20 protein-coding genes are annotated in these 17850 nt (G+C 69.2%); 11 read left to right on the top strand and 9 right to left on the bottom strand.

Features of this window, described 5'->3' with window-relative positions; translation table 11 throughout:
• Positions 1-19: 19 nt before the first annotated feature.
• Positions 20-304: a hypothetical protein gene (locus tag IEV64_RS02105; protein ID WP_188423005.1), complete on the top strand. Its 285-nt coding sequence runs from the start codon at positions 20-22 to the stop codon at positions 302-304.
• Between the two features lie 9 nt (positions 305-313).
• On the opposite strand, the gene IEV64_RS02100 is transcribed toward IEV64_RS02105, so the two are convergent.
• From IEV64_RS02100 to IEV64_RS02085, 4 genes are all read right to left on the bottom strand, one after another.
• The gene (locus IEV64_RS02100) at positions 314-1183 is read right to left on the bottom strand and encodes an RNA-guided pseudouridylation complex pseudouridine synthase subunit Cbf5 (RefSeq protein ID WP_188423004.1); all 870 of its coding nucleotides are present in this window, start codon (positions 1181-1183) and stop codon (positions 314-316) included.
• Positions 1184-1185: 2 nt separating this feature from the next.
• Positions 1186-1764: a (d)CMP kinase gene (gene cmk / locus IEV64_RS02095; RefSeq protein ID WP_004969859.1), complete on the bottom strand. Its 579-nt coding sequence runs from the start codon at positions 1762-1764 to the stop codon at positions 1186-1188.
• A gap of 186 nt (positions 1765-1950) precedes the next feature.
• Positions 1951-2868 (bottom strand): DUF106 domain-containing protein, encoded by a 918-nt coding sequence (locus tag IEV64_RS02090; RefSeq protein ID WP_007274629.1) that lies wholly within the window; start codon positions 2866-2868, stop codon positions 1951-1953.
• Positions 2869-3018: 150 nt separating this feature from the next.
• A complete protein-coding gene (locus IEV64_RS02085; RefSeq protein WP_007274630.1) occupies positions 3019-3645 on the bottom strand; it encodes an adenylate kinase in 627 nt (208 codons plus the stop codon).
• 208 nt (positions 3646-3853) lie between these two features.
• On the opposite strand from IEV64_RS02085, the gene IEV64_RS02080 reads away from it, so the two are divergent.
• The 8 genes from IEV64_RS02080 (at position 3854) to kynU (ending at position 12239) form a co-directional block, all read left to right on the top strand.
• The gene (locus tag IEV64_RS02080) at positions 3854-4000 is read left to right on the top strand and encodes a hypothetical protein (protein WP_160166870.1); all 147 of its coding nucleotides are present in this window, start codon (positions 3854-3856) and stop codon (positions 3998-4000) included.
• Positions 3997-5025 (top strand): YeiH family protein, encoded by a 1029-nt coding sequence (locus IEV64_RS02075; RefSeq protein WP_188423003.1) that lies wholly within the window; start codon positions 3997-3999, stop codon positions 5023-5025. Before IEV64_RS02080 ends, IEV64_RS02075 begins: the two co-directional genes overlap by 4 nt.
• A 90-nt stretch (positions 5026-5115) precedes the next feature.
• Positions 5116-5511, top strand: coding sequence for a DUF7975 family protein (locus IEV64_RS02070; RefSeq protein WP_007274632.1), 396 nt, complete (start codon positions 5116-5118; stop codon positions 5509-5511).
• 192 nt (positions 5512-5703) lie between these two features.
• Positions 5704-6174, top strand: a complete 471-nt coding sequence (locus IEV64_RS02065) for a universal stress protein (RefSeq protein ID WP_188423002.1) — start codon at positions 5704-5706, stop codon at positions 6172-6174.
• Positions 6171-8417 (top strand): amino acid permease, encoded by a 2247-nt coding sequence (locus IEV64_RS02060; protein ID WP_188423001.1) that lies wholly within the window; start codon positions 6171-6173, stop codon positions 8415-8417. The genes IEV64_RS02065 and IEV64_RS02060 overlap by 4 nt, the downstream gene beginning before the upstream one ends.
• A gap of 140 nt (positions 8418-8557) precedes the next feature.
• Positions 8558-9508 (top strand): alpha/beta fold hydrolase, encoded by a 951-nt coding sequence (locus tag IEV64_RS02055; protein WP_188423000.1) that lies wholly within the window; start codon positions 8558-8560, stop codon positions 9506-9508.
• Between the two features lie 313 nt (positions 9509-9821).
• Positions 9822-10865, top strand: a complete 1044-nt coding sequence (locus IEV64_RS02050) for a HypE family hydrogenase expression/formation protein (protein ID WP_007274636.1) — start codon at positions 9822-9824, stop codon at positions 10863-10865.
• A 69-nt stretch (positions 10866-10934) separates the two neighbouring features.
• Positions 10935-12239 (top strand): kynureninase, encoded by a 1305-nt coding sequence (gene kynU / locus IEV64_RS02045; RefSeq protein ID WP_188422999.1) that lies wholly within the window; start codon positions 10935-10937, stop codon positions 12237-12239.
• 26 nt (positions 12240-12265) lie between these two features.
• On the opposite strand, the gene IEV64_RS02040 is transcribed toward kynU, so the two are convergent.
• The 4 genes from IEV64_RS02040 to IEV64_RS02025 form a co-directional block, all read right to left on the bottom strand.
• Positions 12266-12964: an SDR family NAD(P)-dependent oxidoreductase gene (locus tag IEV64_RS02040; RefSeq protein ID WP_007274638.1), complete on the bottom strand. Its 699-nt coding sequence runs from the start codon at positions 12962-12964 to the stop codon at positions 12266-12268.
• Between the two features lie 88 nt (positions 12965-13052).
• Positions 13053-13472, bottom strand: coding sequence for a desampylase (locus tag IEV64_RS02035; protein WP_089781396.1), 420 nt, complete (start codon positions 13470-13472; stop codon positions 13053-13055).
• On the bottom strand, positions 13459-14028 hold the full coding sequence (locus tag IEV64_RS02030; RefSeq protein ID WP_188422998.1) for an NUDIX hydrolase: 570 nt from the start codon (positions 14026-14028) through the stop codon (positions 13459-13461). The genes IEV64_RS02035 and IEV64_RS02030 overlap by 14 nt, the downstream gene beginning before the upstream one ends.
• Positions 14029-14097: 69 nt before the next feature.
• Entirely contained in the window at positions 14098-14511 is a 414-nt protein-coding gene (locus IEV64_RS02025) for an Lrp/AsnC family transcriptional regulator (protein WP_004042482.1), read from the bottom strand.
• A gap of 97 nt (positions 14512-14608) precedes the next feature.
• Between IEV64_RS02025 and carA the strand changes: the two genes are divergently transcribed.
• A complete protein-coding gene (carA, locus tag IEV64_RS02020; protein ID WP_188422997.1) occupies positions 14609-15691 on the top strand; it encodes a glutamine-hydrolyzing carbamoyl-phosphate synthase small subunit in 1083 nt (360 codons plus the stop codon).
• A gap of 168 nt (positions 15692-15859) precedes the next feature.
• Positions 15860-16897 carry an ATP-binding protein gene (locus tag IEV64_RS02015; protein WP_007274642.1) on the top strand — a complete coding sequence of 346 codons (1038 nt, stop codon included), beginning with the start codon at positions 15860-15862 and terminating at the stop codon, positions 16895-16897.
• 41 nt (positions 16898-16938) lie between these two features.
• On the opposite strand, the gene IEV64_RS02010 is transcribed toward IEV64_RS02015, so the two are convergent.
• Complete coding sequence (locus IEV64_RS02010) at positions 16939-17847, bottom strand: GNAT family N-acetyltransferase (RefSeq protein ID WP_007274643.1); 909 nt, start codon at positions 17845-17847, stop codon at positions 16939-16941.
• Between the last annotated feature and the right edge of the window lie 3 nt (positions 17848-17850).

Here is a 17850-nt window from a genome sequence, read left to right as displayed (position 1 = left end):
TCGGAAGTAATGACAACCCATGTTCACGTCCCTCCAGAGCGTCCCGCTCGGACTGCTCCCGTTCGTCGTGATGCTCCTCGTCCTCCTCGCAGTGGGCGTCGCGGCCGTCAGGTGGTGGTCGATTCGCCGCGGTGGCGAGTCCGAACCGGCCGCGGACCACCCCGAGGAGTCGCACGGCTACCCGTTGGCGTCGTGGCGCTACGTCTACGACCTCGACAAATCGGACGCGAAGCGGGAGGTCGCCTCGGTCAACGAGCAGGCGGAGACGCTCGCGGACGCGGACAGAAAGCGCCGGAGAAAGTAGCGTCGCGCTTCAGACCAACACGGCTTCCAGCGAGACGACCGTCCCCGAGTCGGCGTCGGCGTCGCCGACGAGTTCGCCCAGACAGACCGCGGAGCCGTCGTCGGTGAAACAGGCGACGAGATCGCCGCGGGCGGCGTCGGCGTCGACGTCGAAGACGCCGGGGGCGTAGACGGGCGCGCCGTTGGCGACCTCGCGGGCGGCACTGTTGGCAATCGTGACCGACGGGAGGTGCGACAGCGCCCGTTCGGCGGGCGAGACCACGTCGCGGAGCCACGACTCGTCGCCCTCAGCGGCGAACGCGAGGGCGTCTGTGAGGTCGTGGAGCGTCACGAGGTCCGCGTCGTCGAAGGGGTCGGTCGCGGTCCGGCGGAGGTGTCCCATGTGGCCGCCGGTGCCGAGCGCGAGTCCGAGGTCGTGACACAGCTTTCGGACGTACGTCCCCGACTCACAGCGGATGCGCAGGAGCGCCTGTCTGTCTTTCACTTCGAGGAGGTCGAGGTCGTAGACCTCGCGGACGCGGAGGCGACGCGAGACGGCGGACTTCCGCGGGGGCTTCTGGTAGAGCTTCGATTCGAACTCGGCGACGGTCGAGTCGATGTCGGCGGGGGCGGGCCCGTGGAGTTCGAGCACGGAGACGTACTCCTTGGAGCCTTCGAGGAACACCTGCGCCATGCGGGTCGCGTCGCCGAGGAGGGTCGGCAGACAGCCGGTCACCTTCGGGTCGAGCGTTCCCGAGTGGGCGGCACGGTCGACGTCGGCCATGTCGCGGACCCAGCCGGTGACCTGGTGGGCCGACGGCCCCGGCGGCTTGTCGAGGTTGACGACGCCGAACGAGAGCAGGTCGTCGACGCTCCGGTGTTCGGGCGGGTCTCGGAGCATGGTCAGAAGTCGTAGCGGACGCCTTCGACCGGGTATTTGCCCTCGTCGGCCTCGGGGTCGTAGGAGTCGACCGCGGCGATGCAGACGGCCGTCACCTCGTCGGGGCCCCAGCGGGCGGTGTTGAGCGCGATATCGTAGATAGAGAGGTCCGTGATGTCGATGTCGTAGTACGCGTCGTACCGCTTGGCCTCGCTCGCCTCGCGGGTCGTGGTCTCCTCGCGGGCGATGTCGGGCGCTTTGTCCTCGCGGTCGGCGATGCGCTCGGCGCGGACGTCCACCGGGGCGTCGAGCCAGAAGCGGAGGTCGGCGGCGTCGCCCGCGAGCCAGCCGGCGAGTCGGGATTCGAGGAGCACGTCGTCGCGGTCGAGCGCGATATCGCGGAGGCGGCGGTCGAGGTCGCGGTCGATTTGGTCGTCCTCCTCGGCGAGTTTGTTGAACTCGACGGCGGTCATGTCGCGCTCGGCGGCGAGCTCGCGGAAGATGTCCCCGCCGCTTATGTGTTCGAGGTCGAACGCCTCGGCGAGCGCGGCGGCGGTCGTACTCTTTCCGCTGCCCGGTGGTCCGGAGACGGTCAGTAACATATCCATGCTGTGTGCGGTCGGCTAAAAGGTGTTATCGTTGCCGACGGCCCCTGCGGAGGCTTCGCACGGGGTCAGGGCGGACAGCTCGCGGCGGCGCAACGAGGTGGCGTCCCGCGGTTGGCGCGCGGCTGGTGAGTGTCGGAAACGGAGAGAGAAATCGGGTTGTTTCGAGTCGCCCGAACCGGCTTACGACGCCGACGGCGACATGTCGATGTTCAGGCTCTTGCGGATGATCTGGGTGAAGCCCATCGAGCAGAGGAAGTACCAGACGATCCACGCCTGCATGGGACCGAGAACGCCCTGCGTCCACTCGGCGGTGCCGACGAGCGGGAGCACGATGTTCCCGGTGATGATGTGCGGCTGGGCGTTCCCGCCGACGCCGATGGCCCAGTACATCCAGAGGAACACCGGGATGGTGAGGAACATAATCCAGACCATCGGGCGGAACTGCTCTTTGAACATGCCCATCTGGTCGCCCATCGCCTCCATCTGCTCTTCTTGAATCTTTTCGAGCTCCGCGTCGTCGCCGCGCTCCTTGGCGTCCTTCTGCCGCTGTTGGATGTCCTTCATCCGCTCTTGATACATGCCCATCTTCTCCATGTCCATGAGGTTCGCCTGCAGGAGCGTGGAGTAGAGGCCGGTCGCGAGCGCGAGGACCATCACGACGGCGTAGAACGGGAGCATCTCGGCGAGCGGGCCGAGCGCCACGTCCATCACGCCGCCGATGAGGTTGCGGACCTCGGAGACGGAGTAGCCGAGGAACAGGCCGACCGTGACGACGGCCGCGCCCTTGTCGTACTTCGACCACGAGGAGTCGCCGGTGTCGATGTCGGTCGACGAGGACGACGAGCCGCCGGAGCCGGACGTGTCGTCTTCGAGGCCGGCGCGGGTCTCACCCACGTCGGCGAGCCGGAACCCTTCGTCGCCGTCGACGAGGATACCCTTCTCGATGAGGCGACCCCACTGGCCGCTCGTGAGCTCGTCGCGAACGTCGGCCCACTCGACTTCTCCGTCGTCCGCCCGGTCGAGGACGGTCTCGACGGCGGCGCGCATGTCGGCGTCGGAGCCGACGAGGTCGCGCACCCGAGATTCGATTCGTGCCATTACCGGCTCATTAGCAACCGGCTGTTATCAAGGTTTTACTCTGCGGACGACAGCGAGCGCGCCGGCGGCGACGCTGGCGCTCCCGTTCCGTCGGTGAAAAACGTCGCGTCGAACTGCGTCGATGAGGCGGTTCGCGCGTCGAACCCCCGCTTACGCGTCGTCGACGACGGACCGGATGTCCTCGAAGACCTCGTCGGGGGTCTGTTCGCCGTCGACTTCGACGAGGACGCCCTCGTCGCGGTAGTGCTCGATGACCGGTTCGGTGTTCTCCTCGAACACCGACAGGCGCTCGCGGACGGTCTCTTCGGTGTCGTCGTCGCGCTGGACGAGTTCGCCGCCGCAGTCGTCGCAGACGCCCTCCTCTTCTGGCTGGTTGAACTTCACGTGGAAGTTCGTGCCGCAGTCGTCGCAGACGCGGCGGCCGGTGAGCCGTTCGACGAGCTCGGACTCGGCGACTTTCAGGTAGATGACCGCGTCGAGGTCGGTGATTTCGGTGAGGTACTCCGCCTGCGAGAGGTTCCGCGGGTAGCCGTCGAGGACGTAGCCGTCGGCGTCCGCCAGCGCGGCCTCGACGATTTCGTTGACGACCGCGTCGGGGACGAGTTCGCCCTTCTCCATGAACGAACGGGGCGTCCCGTACTCGGTCTCCATGTCCTTGTTCGCGCGCAGTGCGTCGCCGGTGGTGACGTGTTCGACGCCGTAGGTCTCGGCGAGTCGCTTCGACTGTGTGCCCTTACCTGCGCCCGGCGCTCCGAGCAGGAGGATGCGCTTTCCCATATCTGACCCCATCCAGCGAGAGCATATAGTGTTGAAGATACGTACTGAGTTCTGCGACGGCGACGGTCCGAGGAACAAGAAAATGTTGCTCCTTGTTTGTCGGCCTACAGCTCGTTCGGCCGTCCCACCGCGGTATTCGAGGGTTTTGTTGCCGGTTTCACAGACGGAAGCGACACGTTCAACGGGGCGGCCCGCGTGGCACTGACAGATGCGCGATTCGTCCCTCATGCGCGACGCGCTCGGCGCGACCGCCGTCGAGCGCGCGTACGGATTGTGGTGTACGCTCGAACGCGGCTGGCGCGCGACCGCCCTCGGACTCGTCGTCGTGACCGTCCTCGCGGCGCTCGGGCCGTGAGCGCCGGGGCAGACACGGACGCCACGGACGCCGGCGTCGGTCGACTCGCGCGACTCGCCCCCGGCGTCGGCCTCCTCGTCGCTCTCGCGGCGGCGGCCACCCTCGTCGCCGGGGTCGTCCCCGGCGTCAACGCACTCCTGCTCGGCGTCTTCTTCGGGGCCGCCATCGCCAACACGGTCGGCGTCCCCGACTGGGCGCGCCCCGGCGTCGACACGCAGAAACTCCTCCTCGAAACGGGTATCGTCCTGCTCGGCGCTCGCATCGCCGTCGACGAACTCGTCGCCTCCGGCCCCGTGCTCGTCGCGCTCGTCGTCGTCACCGTCGCCGCGGGCGTCCTCCTCGTCGAGGCCGTCGCCGGGCGCGTGTTCGGCCTCGCCGACAAGACCGGGTCGCTCCTCGCGGCGGGCGCGAGCGTCTGCGGCGTCTCCGCGGCCACCGCCATCGCCGGCACCATCGACGCCGACGGCGAGTCGCTCGCCCACGTCGTCGCCGCGGTCCTCCTGTTCGACGCGCTCACGCTCGCGGTGTTCCCCATCGCCGGCGACCTGCTCCCGCTGTCCGGCCGCCAGTTCGGCATCTGGGCCGGTCTGAGCATGTTCAGCACCGGCCCCGTCACCGCGGCCGGCTTCGCCCACTCCGACGTGGCGGGTCGCTGGGCGACCGTCACCAAGCTCGCGCGCAACTCCATGCTCGGCTTCGTCGCCGTCGCCTACGCGGTCCGCTACGCCGGTCGGGCCGAGGAGGCCGCGACCGGTCTGCGCGCCGTCTTCGACGGCGTCCCGCGGTTCCTCGTCGGCTTCGTCGCCGTCGCCGCCGTCGCCAACCTCGGCCTGCTCTCGGACGCGACGCTCGCGACCGTCGGCACCACCAGCGACGCCCTGTTCGCGCTCGCGTTCGTCGGCCTCGGCCTCGACGTCCGACTCGACGCGATGCGGCGGACGGGGACGGCCCCGCTCGCCGTCCTCGGCGTGCAACTGCTGACCGTCAGCGCGCTCGCGCTCGCCGCGGTCCTCGTGCTGTTCTGAGGTGCGGGCGCGCTCCGGCGGTCGTCCAGCGGCCGCCCCCCGCCGCATCGACGCGGGTCGCTTTTGTACCGCGCGGCTGTATCCGTCCACATGACTCGATTCGAGGCCGACACCCCCCGCGAGCGCCGGAAGCTCTTCGCCGACGCCGTGTCGGCGCACCGCGACCGCGGCAGTGCCTTTCTCACCATCGAGGCCGAGCGCCTCGACGACATCGACGGCGAGGGCCCCGGCCCGTGGATTCAGTTCGCCGACCAGACGTTCAACATGGACGTGACCGAAGGGGAACTCGACCGCCTCAAGACGCTCCTCTCGGAGTTCCCCGAGTTCCGCATCGACCAGTTGGAGAGCCCCGAGGAGGCCGAGGGGACGAACGTCCGCATCACCGCCCGCTCGGACGCCAACCGCCTCGCCGGCTTCGCGGACCGCGTGTTTCAGGCGGTCTACGGCCGCGACGACGCGTACCGGGCGTGGGTCACCGCCGTCTGAGGGCTCCGTCTCGCAGGGACCGAATCGCTCGACACCGTACCCCGGTTTGCGAACTTCTAAACCGATTGGCGCACAACCCCGGCACATGAATTCCCGACGGTCACGTTGTGAATCGGGCATCGGCACCCCGGCACAATCCCGTTCCGCCGGGTGGAATCGCCTCCGACACTCCCAACTTCGCGGGTTCGACAGATGACAGACCACGTCGAGCCGCTGTTCTCGCGTCCCCTGCTCCCGCTCGCGAACGCGGACGACGCCGAACTCACCTGCGCCGCCGCGTTCCCGCGCATCGCCGCGGCCGGCGGTCGGGCCTCCGTCGTCCACGTCATCGAGAAGGCGGGCGGCGCGCCGGACAAAGCGGGCGTCGAACAGCGCGAGGAGGTCGCGGACGAACTGTTCGGGGTCGCCCGCCGCGCCGCGGACGACGCCGGTATCGACCTCCACACCGACCTCCGGTTTGCGACCGATGTCGGCGACGCCATCCTCGACGCCGCCGAAGACGCCGACGCGACGGCAATCGTCTTCACCCCGCGCGGCGGTCGCTCGTGGTGGGACCTGTTTTCGGGCGCGGTCCGCGACCAACTGGTCCGGCACAGCGACCGGCCCGTGGTCGTTTTGCCGGCCGGAGCGGACGACGACGGCGATGCCGGGGGTGAAACATGACCGACGAGGAACTCGCCAAAGACCTCGGACCCGTCGCCGCGCTCACCATCGGCGTCGGAACGATGATCGGTGCGGGTATCTTCGTCCTCCCCCGCGAGGCGTACGGCATCGCCGGCCCGGCCGTCGCGCTCTCGTTCGTCGTCGGCGGCGTCATCTCGCTTTTCACGGCGCTGTCGGCGTCCGAACTCGGTACCGCGATGCCGAAAGCCGGCGGGAGCTACTACTACGTCAACCACGCCCTCGGCCCGCTTTTCGGCTCCATCGCGGGCATGGGAAACTGGATGGGGCTGGCGTTCGCCTCGGCGTTCTACGTCATCGGCTTCGGTGACTTCCTCGTCAGCGTCGTGTCGATACCGGCGGTGAGCCTCGGCGTCGTCTCCCTGTCTGCGGTGCAGGTGGCCGCGATACTCGCCGGCCTCCTGTTCATCGGCGTCAACTACGTCGGCGCGAAGGAGACCGGCGCGCTCCAGGTCGTCATCGTCATCACGCTCGTCGTCATCCTGACCGCCTTCTCGATACTCGGCTTCCTCGAAGCCGACCTCACGACGCTCCGCCCGTTCGCGCCGAGCGAACTCGGCGGCTACGGCGCGGTGCTCCCCGGCACGGCGCTCGTCTTCGTCTCCTTCCTCGGCTTCGCGAAAATCACGACCGTCGCCGAGGAGATAAAGAACCCCGGCCGCAACCTCCCGCTCGCGGTCGTCGGCTCGGTCGTCATCGTCACGACGATGTACGCCATCCTGATGATCGTCATGGCGTCGGTCAAGCCGTGGCAGGAGCTGTCGGCCGCCGGTGCCGACCCCGTCGTCGAGGTCGCGCAACTCTCGTTCGAGTCCGCGCTCGGCCTCGGCGGGCTCGGGGCGGGGCTCATCATCTTCGGCGGCCTCCTCGCCACCGCGTCGAGCGCGAACGCCTCTATCCTCGCGTCGTCGCGCATCAACTTCGCCATGGGCCGCGACAAACTCGTCACGGCGTGGCTCAACGAGATTCACCCGCGGTTCGCGACGCCGTACCGCTCCATCGCGGTCACGGGCTTCATCATCGTCTTCTCGCTCGTCGCCGTCGACGACATCAAGGTGCTGGCGAAGGCCGGGAGTGCCCTCCACCTCATCGTCTACGGGCTTCTCAACCTCGCGCTCATCGTGATGCGCGAGTCAGACGCGCCCGACTACGACCCCGAGTTCACGGTTCCGCTCTACCCGATTACGCCGATTCTCGGTGCGGTGTTCTCCTTCGGACTCATCGCCTTCCTCGACCCCATCGAAATCGGGCTGTCGGTGCTGTTCGTCGTCTTCGGTATCGTCTGGTACCTGTTCTACGCCCGCGAGCGCACCGACAAGCGGGGCATCCTCTCGCGGTACGTGCTCTCTCGGTCGAGCGAGATGCCCGACGCCGCGGTCTCGGCCGCCACGTCGGTCCAACCCGACGGCGGCTACCGCGTCATGGTCCCGCTTGCGAACCCCGAAAGCGAGCGCGACCTCGTGTCGCTGGCCGGGTCGGTCGCCAAGGCCAACGACGGGACGCTCGTCGGCGTCCACATCGTGAAGGTGCCGGACCAGACCGCCCTCGAATCGGCCCGCGAGGAGTACGACTTCGACGAGGCCGACCGCCTGCTCGAACAGGCCCGCGCCGACGCCGACGAACTCGGCGTGGACATCGAGACCCACACCGTCCTCTCCCACCGGTCGTTCGAGGAGGTGTTCGACGCGGCGGAGACCTACAACGCCGACCTCGTCGTCATGGGCTGGGGCCCCGACAGCCACGGGTCGCCCGGCCGCGCCGAGAGCGCGTTCGAGGAGATAACCCACGCGCTCCCCTACGACGTGTTGGTGCTGAAGGACCGCGGCTTCGACCCCTCGCACGTGCTCGTCCCGACCGCCGGCGGCCCGGACTCCGACCTCTCGGCGTCCATCGCCTCGGTCCTCCGGGAGTTCTGCGACGCCGAGGTCGAACTCCTCCACGTCGCCGACGACGCGGCCGAAGGAGAACGCTTCCTCCGGGAGTGGGCCGACGAGCGCGGCCTCGGCGACGCCACGCTCACCGTCGAGACCGGCGACGTCGAGACGGCCATCGAGTCCCACGCGACCGACGCGTCGCTCCTCGTCGTCGGTGCGACGGAGCGCGGCCTGCTCTCGCGGCTCGTCAGCGGCACCGTCGTCATGGACGTCGTCGACGACGTGGAGTGTTCGGTGCTCATGGCCGAACAGAGCCGCACGCGGAGCATCAGAAAGCGCCTGTTCGGGTAGTCCGGTCCGCGTCGAGTCGCCTCGCTCCGCACCGCCGCTCATCGCCCCGCTCTACCGCCCCGCAGAACCGACTCGTTTCTCGCAGACGACGGCCGCGCGTCGCCGCGGCACATTTGTCCCTCGCCGCCGTAGCGAGGGGTATGGCGAAGCAATCGGGGCTGTCGCGCGACGACGTGGAGCTGTCCGTCGAGGCGACGAGCCGTCGCATCGAGGCGGGCGAGGTCACGCTCCACGCGGTCGAAGCCGGACCGGAAGACGGCGAACTCGTCGTCCTCCTCCACGGCTTCCCGGAGTGTTGGTACGCGTGGGCGGACTACCTCCGTCCGCTCTCCGAGGCGGGCTATCGGGTCGTCGCGCTCGACCAGCGCGGCTACAACCTGAGCGACCGCCCCGCGGGCGTCGAGTGGTACAGCATCGACGAACTCGCCGGCGACGTGGTCGGCGTCGCGGACGCGCTCGGCCGCGAAAAGGTCCACGTCGTCGGCCACGACTGGGGCGGCGCGGTGGCGTGGTGGACCGCGCTCCACCACCCGGACCGGGTGCGCTCTGTCACCGCGATGAACCTCCCGCATCCCGCGGTGTTCGCCCGCCACCTCCGCCGCGACCCGGCCCAACAGCTCCGGAGCTGGTACGTCCTGTTCTTCCAGCTTCCGAAGCTCCCCGAACTCGTCGCCCCCGTCCGCGACTGGGCCGTCCTAGAGCGGGCGCTGACCGGCTCCGCGCTCCCCGGCACGTTCTCGGCGACCGATCTCGACTGCTACCGCGCCGCGTGGTCGGTGCCCGGGGCCTACGGCTCGATGGTGGACTGGTACCGCGCGGTCGTCCGCGAGCGACCGCGTCCCCGCGCCGAGACGGTCGAACCGCCGACGCTCGTCGTCTGGGGGAGCAAAGACAGGTTCCTCCGGCCGAAGATGGCGCGCGAGAGTCTCGCGTTCTGCGAGGACGGCCACCTCAGGACGTTCGACGAGGCGACCCACTGGGTCCACCACGAGGAGCCGGTCGCCGTCGCCCGCGCGGTCGTCGAACACCTCGACGACGCGTGGCGGACGCCGAACAACACCCCCGACGAGGCGGGCCACCGACCGGTCTGACTGTCGGCGGCCGGTTTTCCCGAAGCGGCAGTATTCTCCGCCGCCTTCGTGGAGCTATATAGGTCCATCGAGGGAACTTAGCGAGGTTCTTGTACGTCCGGCGTTCAGGTTGAAGCGACGCGGGCAGTCCGGTGGTGGGACTTTCCATGCCCCTTCGAACCGTCTCCGCGTCTCTTCATGAGCAGGGACGGGGGACCGTCCCGCCTTTCGACCGGCGAGCGACCGCGACGACGAACGGGCCTCGAACGCAACCGAGTCGGCCCCGCCGGCGGCGGATGAGTACGTTCTTACTCGCGGCCCCCGCAGGTCGCGTATGACCGACCTCGGAAAGGTCGACCGCGAGTTCTTCGACGAGTACATCTACCCGCGGTTGGGCGCGGCCCGCGACGACGTGGCGCTCGGCCCGACCCACGGCGTCGACTTCGGCCTCCTCGACATCGGCGGCACCGCCGTCGCCATCGCGACCGACCCCGTCTCCGTGCTCCCTGCGCTCGGCTTCGAGCGCGCGGGCCGGTTCGCCATCGACATCGTCCTCTCGGACATCGCCGTCTCGGGGCTGGACCCCTCGCATCTCGCCGTCTCCTTTACGCTCCCGCCCGAGATGACCGACGACCAGTTCGCCGAACTCTGGGAAGCGATGCACGACGAGGCCGACGACCTCGGCGTGAGCATCGTCACCGGACACACCGCCCGTTACGCCGGCTGTTCGTACCCGTGGGTCGGCGGCGCGACCGCGCTCGCCGTCGGCGACCACGACGACGTGGTCCGCCCGGACGGCGCGCGACCCGGCGACGACGTGCTCGTGACGAAGGGACCGGGTGTCGAGGCGACCGGCCTCCTGACGACGCTGTTCCCGGACGCTTTCGCCGACCTCGACGCCGACGTCCTCGCCGCCGCGCAGGCCCGACTCGACGAGACCGACGCCGTCCGCGACGCGATGACCGTCTCGGCCGCCGGCGGCCGCGGCGTCCACGCCATGCACGACGCCACCGAGTGCGGCGTCCACGGCGCGCTCAACGAAATCGCCGAGAGCGCGGGCGTCCAACTCGAAATCGACGAGTCGAGCGTCCCGCTCCGCCCCGGCGTCCGCGAGACCTGCGAGTACCTCGGCATCGACCCGTGGCGCTCGACCACCGCCGGGTCGCTCGTCGTCGCCACGGACCCCTCTGTCACGGACGACGTGGTCGCCGCGCTCGACGCCCGCGGCACCCCCGTCGGCGTCGCCGGCACCGTCGTCGCGGGCGAGGGCGTCGTCGTCGACGGCGAGCGCATCGAACACCCCGACGTGGACCCCTCGTGGGCCGCCTACGAGCGACTCGCCCGCGAGGCCGAGTCGTCGGCGACCGACGCCGAATAAGCGGACCCGCCACTCGGGTTCCAGCGCGGGCCGCGCACCTACTTGTCGCGCGGGCGCTTCGAGGCGCGTATGGCCGAACCCGACGACCCCGGCGACTCCGACGAATCCGACGTGCTCACCGTCGACACCGCCCGCGAGATGGACGCGACGGACCCGCTTTCGGACCTCCGCGACCGCTTTTTCGTCCCCGAGGGCGAACTGTATCTGGACGGCAACTCGCTCGGCCCGCTCTCTGTCGACGCCGAAGCCGCGCTCGACCGCGTCGTCGACGAGTGGCGCGACCTCGCCATCCGCGGGTGGACCGACGCCGACCCCGAGTGGTTCAGCTACGGCGAGCGACTGGGCGACCGACTCGCGCCGCTCGTCGGCGCGAAGCCCGAGGAGGTCGTCGTCGCCAACTCCACGACGGTCAACATCCACGCGCTCGTCGGGACGTTCTACGACCCCGCCCGCGGCGAGAAAATCGTCGTCGACGACCTCGACTTCCCGACGGACCACTACGCGATTCGCGCGCAACTCCGAGCGGCCGGTCGCGACCCCGACGAGGCGCTCCGCGTGGTCGAGAGTCGCGACGGGCGGACCATCGAGACCGAGGACGTGCTCGCCGCCATCGACGACGACGTGGGGATGGTGTTTCTCCCGTCGGTCCTCTACCGGAGCGGCCAACTGTTCGACGTCGAGGCCATCACCGAAGCCGCTCACGAGGCCGGCGCGCTGGCCGGCTTCGACCTCGCGCACTCGGTCGGCGCGGTCCCGCACCGGCTCTCCGAGGTCGGCGTGGACTTCGCCGTCTGGTGTCACTACAAGTACCTCAACGCGGGCCCCGGCTCCATCGCCGGCCTCTACGTCAACGAGCGCCACTTCGGCGTCACGCCCGCGCTGGCCGGCTGGTGGGGCAACGACAAGGAGACGCAGTTCGACATGGCGATGACCTACGAGCCGGCGCAGTCGGCCGGCGCGTTCCAGTCGGGGACGGTCCCGGTGCTGTCCGCGGCCCCCCTCGACGGCGCGCTCGACGTCGTCGAGGACGCCGGCGGCGTGGCCGCCCTCCGCGAGAAGTCGCTGGCGCTCACGGACTACCTCATCGCCCTCGTGGACGAGCGACTGCCGGAGTGCGAGGTCGGCACCCCGCGTGACCCCGCGGCCCGCGGCGGCCACGTCGCGGTCGAACACCCCGAGGCCTACCGCGTCAGCCTCGCGCTCAAGGAACGGGGCGTCGTCGTGGACTTCCGTCAACCGAACGTCGTCCGGATGGCTCCCGCGCCGGCCTACGTCGGCTTCGAGGACGTGTACCGGGCGGTCGAGCACTTCCGAGAGATTCTGGACGGGGACGAATACGAGGCGTTCGAGAAGCAGAGCGGCGGCGTCACGTGAGGGTGCGGCGGCGGGGAGTCGGTCGCTTACCAGTCGATGACTTCCTTGTCGCGCCAGAACTTCCCCGCGGGCGCGCCGGGCTTGAACGTGGCGAGCCACGTCGGCGTCTCCGCGCCCTTCTCGACCGGCCGGTTCGCCTCCTCGCCGCCCATGTCGGTGCGGACCCAGCCGGGACACACCGAGTTGGCGATGAGACCGTCGTCGCCGTACTGGCCGTCGAGGTAGACCGTGAGGCCGTTGAGGCCGGTCTTCGAGATTCGATACGCCGGCGACCCTCCGGACTGTTCTTCGCCGAGTGCGCCCATCCCCGAGGAGACGTTGACGACGCGGCCGCCGTCGGACTGGAGCAGGAGGGGAACGGCGTGCTTGCACATGAGCATCGGCCCGCGGAGGTTGACGCCGAGGGTGCGGTCGATTCGCTCGGTCGGTTCGGCGACGATGTCCTCGCCGTCCTCGGCGATACCGGCGTTGTTGACGAGGATGTCGAGTCGGCTCTGGTCGGCGAAGACGCCGTCGACGACCTCCTCGATGTCGCCTTCTTGGGTCACGTCGAGGAGGACGCGCTCGGTTCCCTCGGGCGTCTCGTTCGTGACGCTTCGGGACCCCGCGTACACCGTCGCGCCGCGGTCGCGGAGGTTCTCGGCTATCTGGCGGCCGATGCCTCGGTTCGCGCCGGTGACGAGCGCGACCTGTCCGTCGAGGTCGTCGTAGCGGTCGGGTTCCATGGATGCGTCTGCGGACTCGGAAAGGATATTCTCACCGAAGCGCGCCGGCGGGCGCGGCGTACCGGCGAGGGTCCGGGAGGCCGACGAGTCACTCGACCGCGACGGCGAGTTCGCGGAGCTCGTCGCCGGTCCACTCGTGGGCGGTCAGCCGGCCGTCGGGCGAGCAGATGAGATAGACGTAGCCCGGCCACGAGGCCTGTTCGCGGTCGGTCGCGCTCGGCACGGGGTCGGACTCGGGATGCGAGTGGTAGAAGCCGACCGCGTCGTCGCCGGCCGCCTCGACGGTTTCGAGAATCGAAACCGTCTCCTCGGGGTCGAGTTCGTAGGCGACCCGCGGCTCGTCGGCGACGTTCGAAACGGGGTGGGCGGCGGTGACGGTGCGCGCGTCGCCGTCGCCGGCGAGGACGCCGCAGACCTCCGCGGGTGGGTCGCGGGCGGCACCCTCGCGGGCGTGCGAGAGAATCACAGCTCGCGCGTCGTCTGCGAGGGTGAGCCTACTCGAAGTCACGGCGCATGGCGATTTCGAACCACGGGCAGAGGCGCAGTTGGCGGTACCACTCGGGGTTGTCGTGGAGGTGCTCGTAGTCCGCCCAGAGCATGCCCGCAATCTCGTCTTCGTCGGGGTCGAGCGAGGTGTCTTCGAGCGTGACCTTCAGGACGGCACAGACCTCCCATTCGAGGCCGGCGTTCTCGTAGTAGCGCTTGTACTCGAACTTGTCCGTGACGCGGAGGTCGGAGTACTGGTCGGGGCTAATGCCGAGTTCCTCTTCGAGGCGCTCTTCGGTGGCCTCCTCTTGGGTCTGGCCCTCGACGGGGTGGGAGGCGACGGTGCCGTCCCACGAGGTGTCCCACAGGCGCTTGTTGGGCGCGCGCTGGGCGAGGAGTATCTGGCCCTCCTCGTTGAACACGAGGCAGGTAAAGGCGCGGTGGCGGATGCCGTCGCCCGTGTGGGCGTCGAGTCGGTTGACCGTCCCCTCCGCGTTGTCGTCGGAGTCGACGGCGATGACGTCCTGGGATGCGTTCTTGTGGATTTCAGTGGCCTCGTCGGCCGCGGCGTTGCTCATGTGCCTTCCGTCGGAGTCGGGGGTCAACTAAGCTTCGATGCGAACCGCGGACCACGCGGCGGCGGGCCGTCAGCCGAGGCGCTCGTCGAGAATCAGACGGGTTTTCGTGCTCTTCACGTCGTCGTGCTCGCGGGCGCGAGTGATGAGGTCGTTGACGGCGCGGGTGTCGGCGGCGTCGACGACGAGGACGATGTCCTCCTCGCCGGAGACCTGCCAGACGAAGTCCACGTCCTTCCAGTCGGCCATCAGCTCGGAGACGTCGTTGGTGTCGACGTCGACCGCGACGGTCACCTCTATCATCGCCTTCAGGTTCCCCGTCCGGGTCGAAATCGTAAAGCGCTCGATGACGCCCTCCTCGACCAACCGCTCGACGCGGTTCCTGACTGTCCCCTCGGAGGTCCCGACCTCGGCCGCAATCTCCGTGTTGGGGGTCCGAGCGTCCCGTCGAAGGATATCGAGGATGCGCCGATCAAGCTCGTCCATACCCCACGTGTCCACCCCAGCGACTTACCGATTACGAATTTCGTAACTCACCTTCGAAAGCAACACTTATGCACCCGTGTTCCGTTCGTTTCTCGTAATGTCGGACGCCTATCTGGCGCTGGAAGACGGACGCGTGGTCGAAGCGCGTGGCCGTGTTCCGGGGCGCACACGCGGTGAACTGGTGTTCACAACCGCATATACGGGATACGAAGAGAGTCTGACCGACCCTTCGTACGAAGAGCAAGTCCTCACCTTCTCGTACCCCCTCATCGGGAACTACGGCGTCCGAGCCGAGCGATTCGAGTCCGACCGGGTCCACCCTCGGGCGGCCGTCGCACGCGAGTTCACGGAAGAGGTCGTCGAGTGGCTCGCAGACGAGGGCGTCCCGGCGGTCGACCACCTCGACACGCGCGACCTCGTCACGTCCATCCGCGAGGAGGGCGCGATGAAGGTCGGAATCGCCGTCGGCGAGGACGTGACTCCGGAGGACGCAAAGGAGGAACTCGCGCAGTGCAAGGGCATGAGCGAGCACGTCGACATCGGCGCGCAGGTCACCACGACCGAACTGACGACGTTCGAGGGCGACGGCGACACCACCGTCGCGCTCGTCGACTGCGGCGCGAAGGGCTCCATCGTGGACTCCCTCGTCGAGCGCGGCGCGACGGTCCACGTGCTCCCCTACGACGCGGACGCCGAGGACGTGACCGCGCTCGACCCCGACGTGCTTTTCATCTCGAACGGCCCCGGCGACCCCGAGAACTACACCGCGACGCGCGACCTCGTCGAGGAGTTCGCCGGCGAGGTCCCGCTGGCGGGCATCTGCCTCGGCCAGCAGATCGTCGCCAGCGCGCTCGGCGGCACCACAGAAAAGATGGCCTTCGGCCACCGCGGCGTCAACCAGCCCGTCCGCGACCTCCGGAGCGGAAAAGTCGTCATGACGACCCAGAACCACGGCTACACCGTCGCCGACCCCGGCGACCAACTCGACGTGACGCAGGTCAACGTCAACGACGACACCGCGGAAGGCCTCGCCAGCGAGGAACTGAGCGTCATCACGCGTCAGTACCACCCCGAAGCCCACCCCGGTCCCCACGACTCGCTCGGCTTCTTCGACGACGTGCTCGCCATGGCGGGTACGGAGGGAAACGAGCGTAAGCCCCAAGTCGCACCCTCGGACTGACCACCGCGACCGACCCGACCTCCGACTCTCGACGGCCCGGTTGATTGCACCCCGACCGCCGGCGGTCGAACGCCGATTTTTAGATACTTCGCGCCGCGAGCGACGCGACGCGCAGTTCAGACCCGCGTGGTAGAAACTGTCAAAACGATTCCCAGCGTATACGCTGTGATGGACGACGTCTCGCTCATCGAACGGGGGTTCGAGGAGTTTCCGGCGACGATTGCGCTCCTCGACAGGCGTGGCGACATCGTCTACACGAACCGGGCGTGGCGGGCGTTCGCCGACGCGAACGACTACGTGGGCGACCCCGATTCGACGGGTATCAACTACCTCGCGGTGTGCGACGCGGCCCGCGAGACCGACGAACTCGCGGGCGTCATCGCCGACGGCATTCGCGCGGTGCTCCGCGGCGACCGCGACCTCTTTACCGCCGAGTACCCGTGTCACTCGCCCGCGGTCTATCGGTGGTTCGCGCTCCGCGTCGTCTCGGTAGACACGCCGAGACACGGGAGCTTCGCGCTCGTTTCCCACTTCGACATCACCGACAGGCGGCTCGCGGAACTGCAGGTCAACGAGAAAAACGAGCACCTCGCGGCGCTCGTCAGCGTGCTCGCCTCGGAACTCAAAGCACAGCTCGCGTCGGCCGCCGCGTCCGCCGAGCGACTCGCCGCGGTCGACGGCGACGACGCGGTCGCGCTCTCCCAGAGCCTCTCGCGCATCGACTCGCTCGTCGAGTGGGGCATCGGCATCGCCGAGCACCCGAGCACAATCGACCTCGCGCCGGTGGACTTCCGCGAGCGCGTCGCGGAGGCGTGGGCGGTCGCCTCGCTCGACGACGCTGGCGACGCCTCGCTCCGGGTCGTCGGCGACGGGTCGCTCTCGGCCGCCGGCCACCTGTTCGGGCTGTTCTTGGTCGCGGTGCTCACGACCTGCTTCGAGCGGAACGCGTCGGCCGGTCCGTCGTTCAGCGTCGTCGTTGGAACGACTGCCGGCGGGTTCTACATCGACGACGACGGCCCCCACCCGTCCCCGGCAGAGCGCGCGGCGGCGACCGCGGATGTGAGCCAATTGCTCGGCGTCGACTACGACTCCCCGCATCTCCCGACGGCGCGACGAATCGCCGACCTGCACGGCTGGCAGTTCGACGTGGGCGACTCGGAACTCGGCGGGGCACGCTTCGAAGTCCGCGGTGTCGACTGGAACTGACCGGCGTTCGGCCGGTCGTCGAAAAGCGATTTTCGCGCCCGTCAGGAGACGTCGGCTTCCATGACGAACGTCGGCTCTTCCGCGAGGTCGCTTCGGGCGAGTGCGGCGTCGGTAATCCAGTCGACGCGCTCGGGGAACAGAACGCGCGTCCGGTCCGCGCCGACCGAAGCGGCGTCGCGGCGGACGGCGTCCAAAAGCGACCCGCAGGCCGACGCGTCGTCCCACGCGGCGACCGCGTACTCGGCCCACGTCACCTCGCCCTCGTCGTCGGATTCTCGGGAGAAGGTCCGGTTGCGATAGGTGAAGCCGGTCGCGCGGTCGTCGCCGACGACGAACAGTCGGTCGTCGTCCGCGGCGTCGTGGAGGCGCTCGCGGGTCAGCTCGGAGAGCGCCCACGACTCCGCGGGGTCGAGCGCGAGCCCCGACAGCGCGGTTCGGGCCTCACAGCCGGTCCAGTAGGCCCACGCGGCGTCGGCGTCGTCCCCGACGGCCGCCTCCGGGTCGGCGGTCGAGTCGGGGTCGGGCATCGCCCACCGGAACTCGATGCCGGGGTCGAACCCGGCCGTGCGGGTGGTGGCGAGGCTCGGGACGTTCCACGAGTGGACCATGTTGCGGACGCGGCGCGCGCCGCGCTCGCGCGCCCAGTCGAGAAGCGCGCGCGACAGTTTGGTCGCGAGCCCCCGCTCGCGGTAGTCGGGCGCGACGCGCATGCCCTGCGCCCAGCCCTCGTATTCCGACAGCATGACGACCTGTGCGATGGCGGCCACGTCGTCGGAGGGCGTCTCCTCGCCCATATCGACGATGAGCGTCGCCTGCTCCGACTCTCCGGGGGCAATCCAGTCGTGGTAGATGTCGGGGAGGTAGTCCGACACCCCGCGGTCTGCCCACGTGTCGCGGGTGAACGCGGCGACCGCGTCGTAGTCCTCGGGCCGCGCGGGTCGAATCTCCATCAG

Source organism: Haloferax sulfurifontis, assembly GCF_014635105.1.
Lineage (GTDB): Archaea > Halobacteriota > Halobacteria > Halobacteriales > Haloferacaceae > Haloferax > Haloferax denitrificans.
Note: the sequence above shows the minus strand (reverse complement) of the source record. Positions and strands in the feature narration are given on the sequence as shown.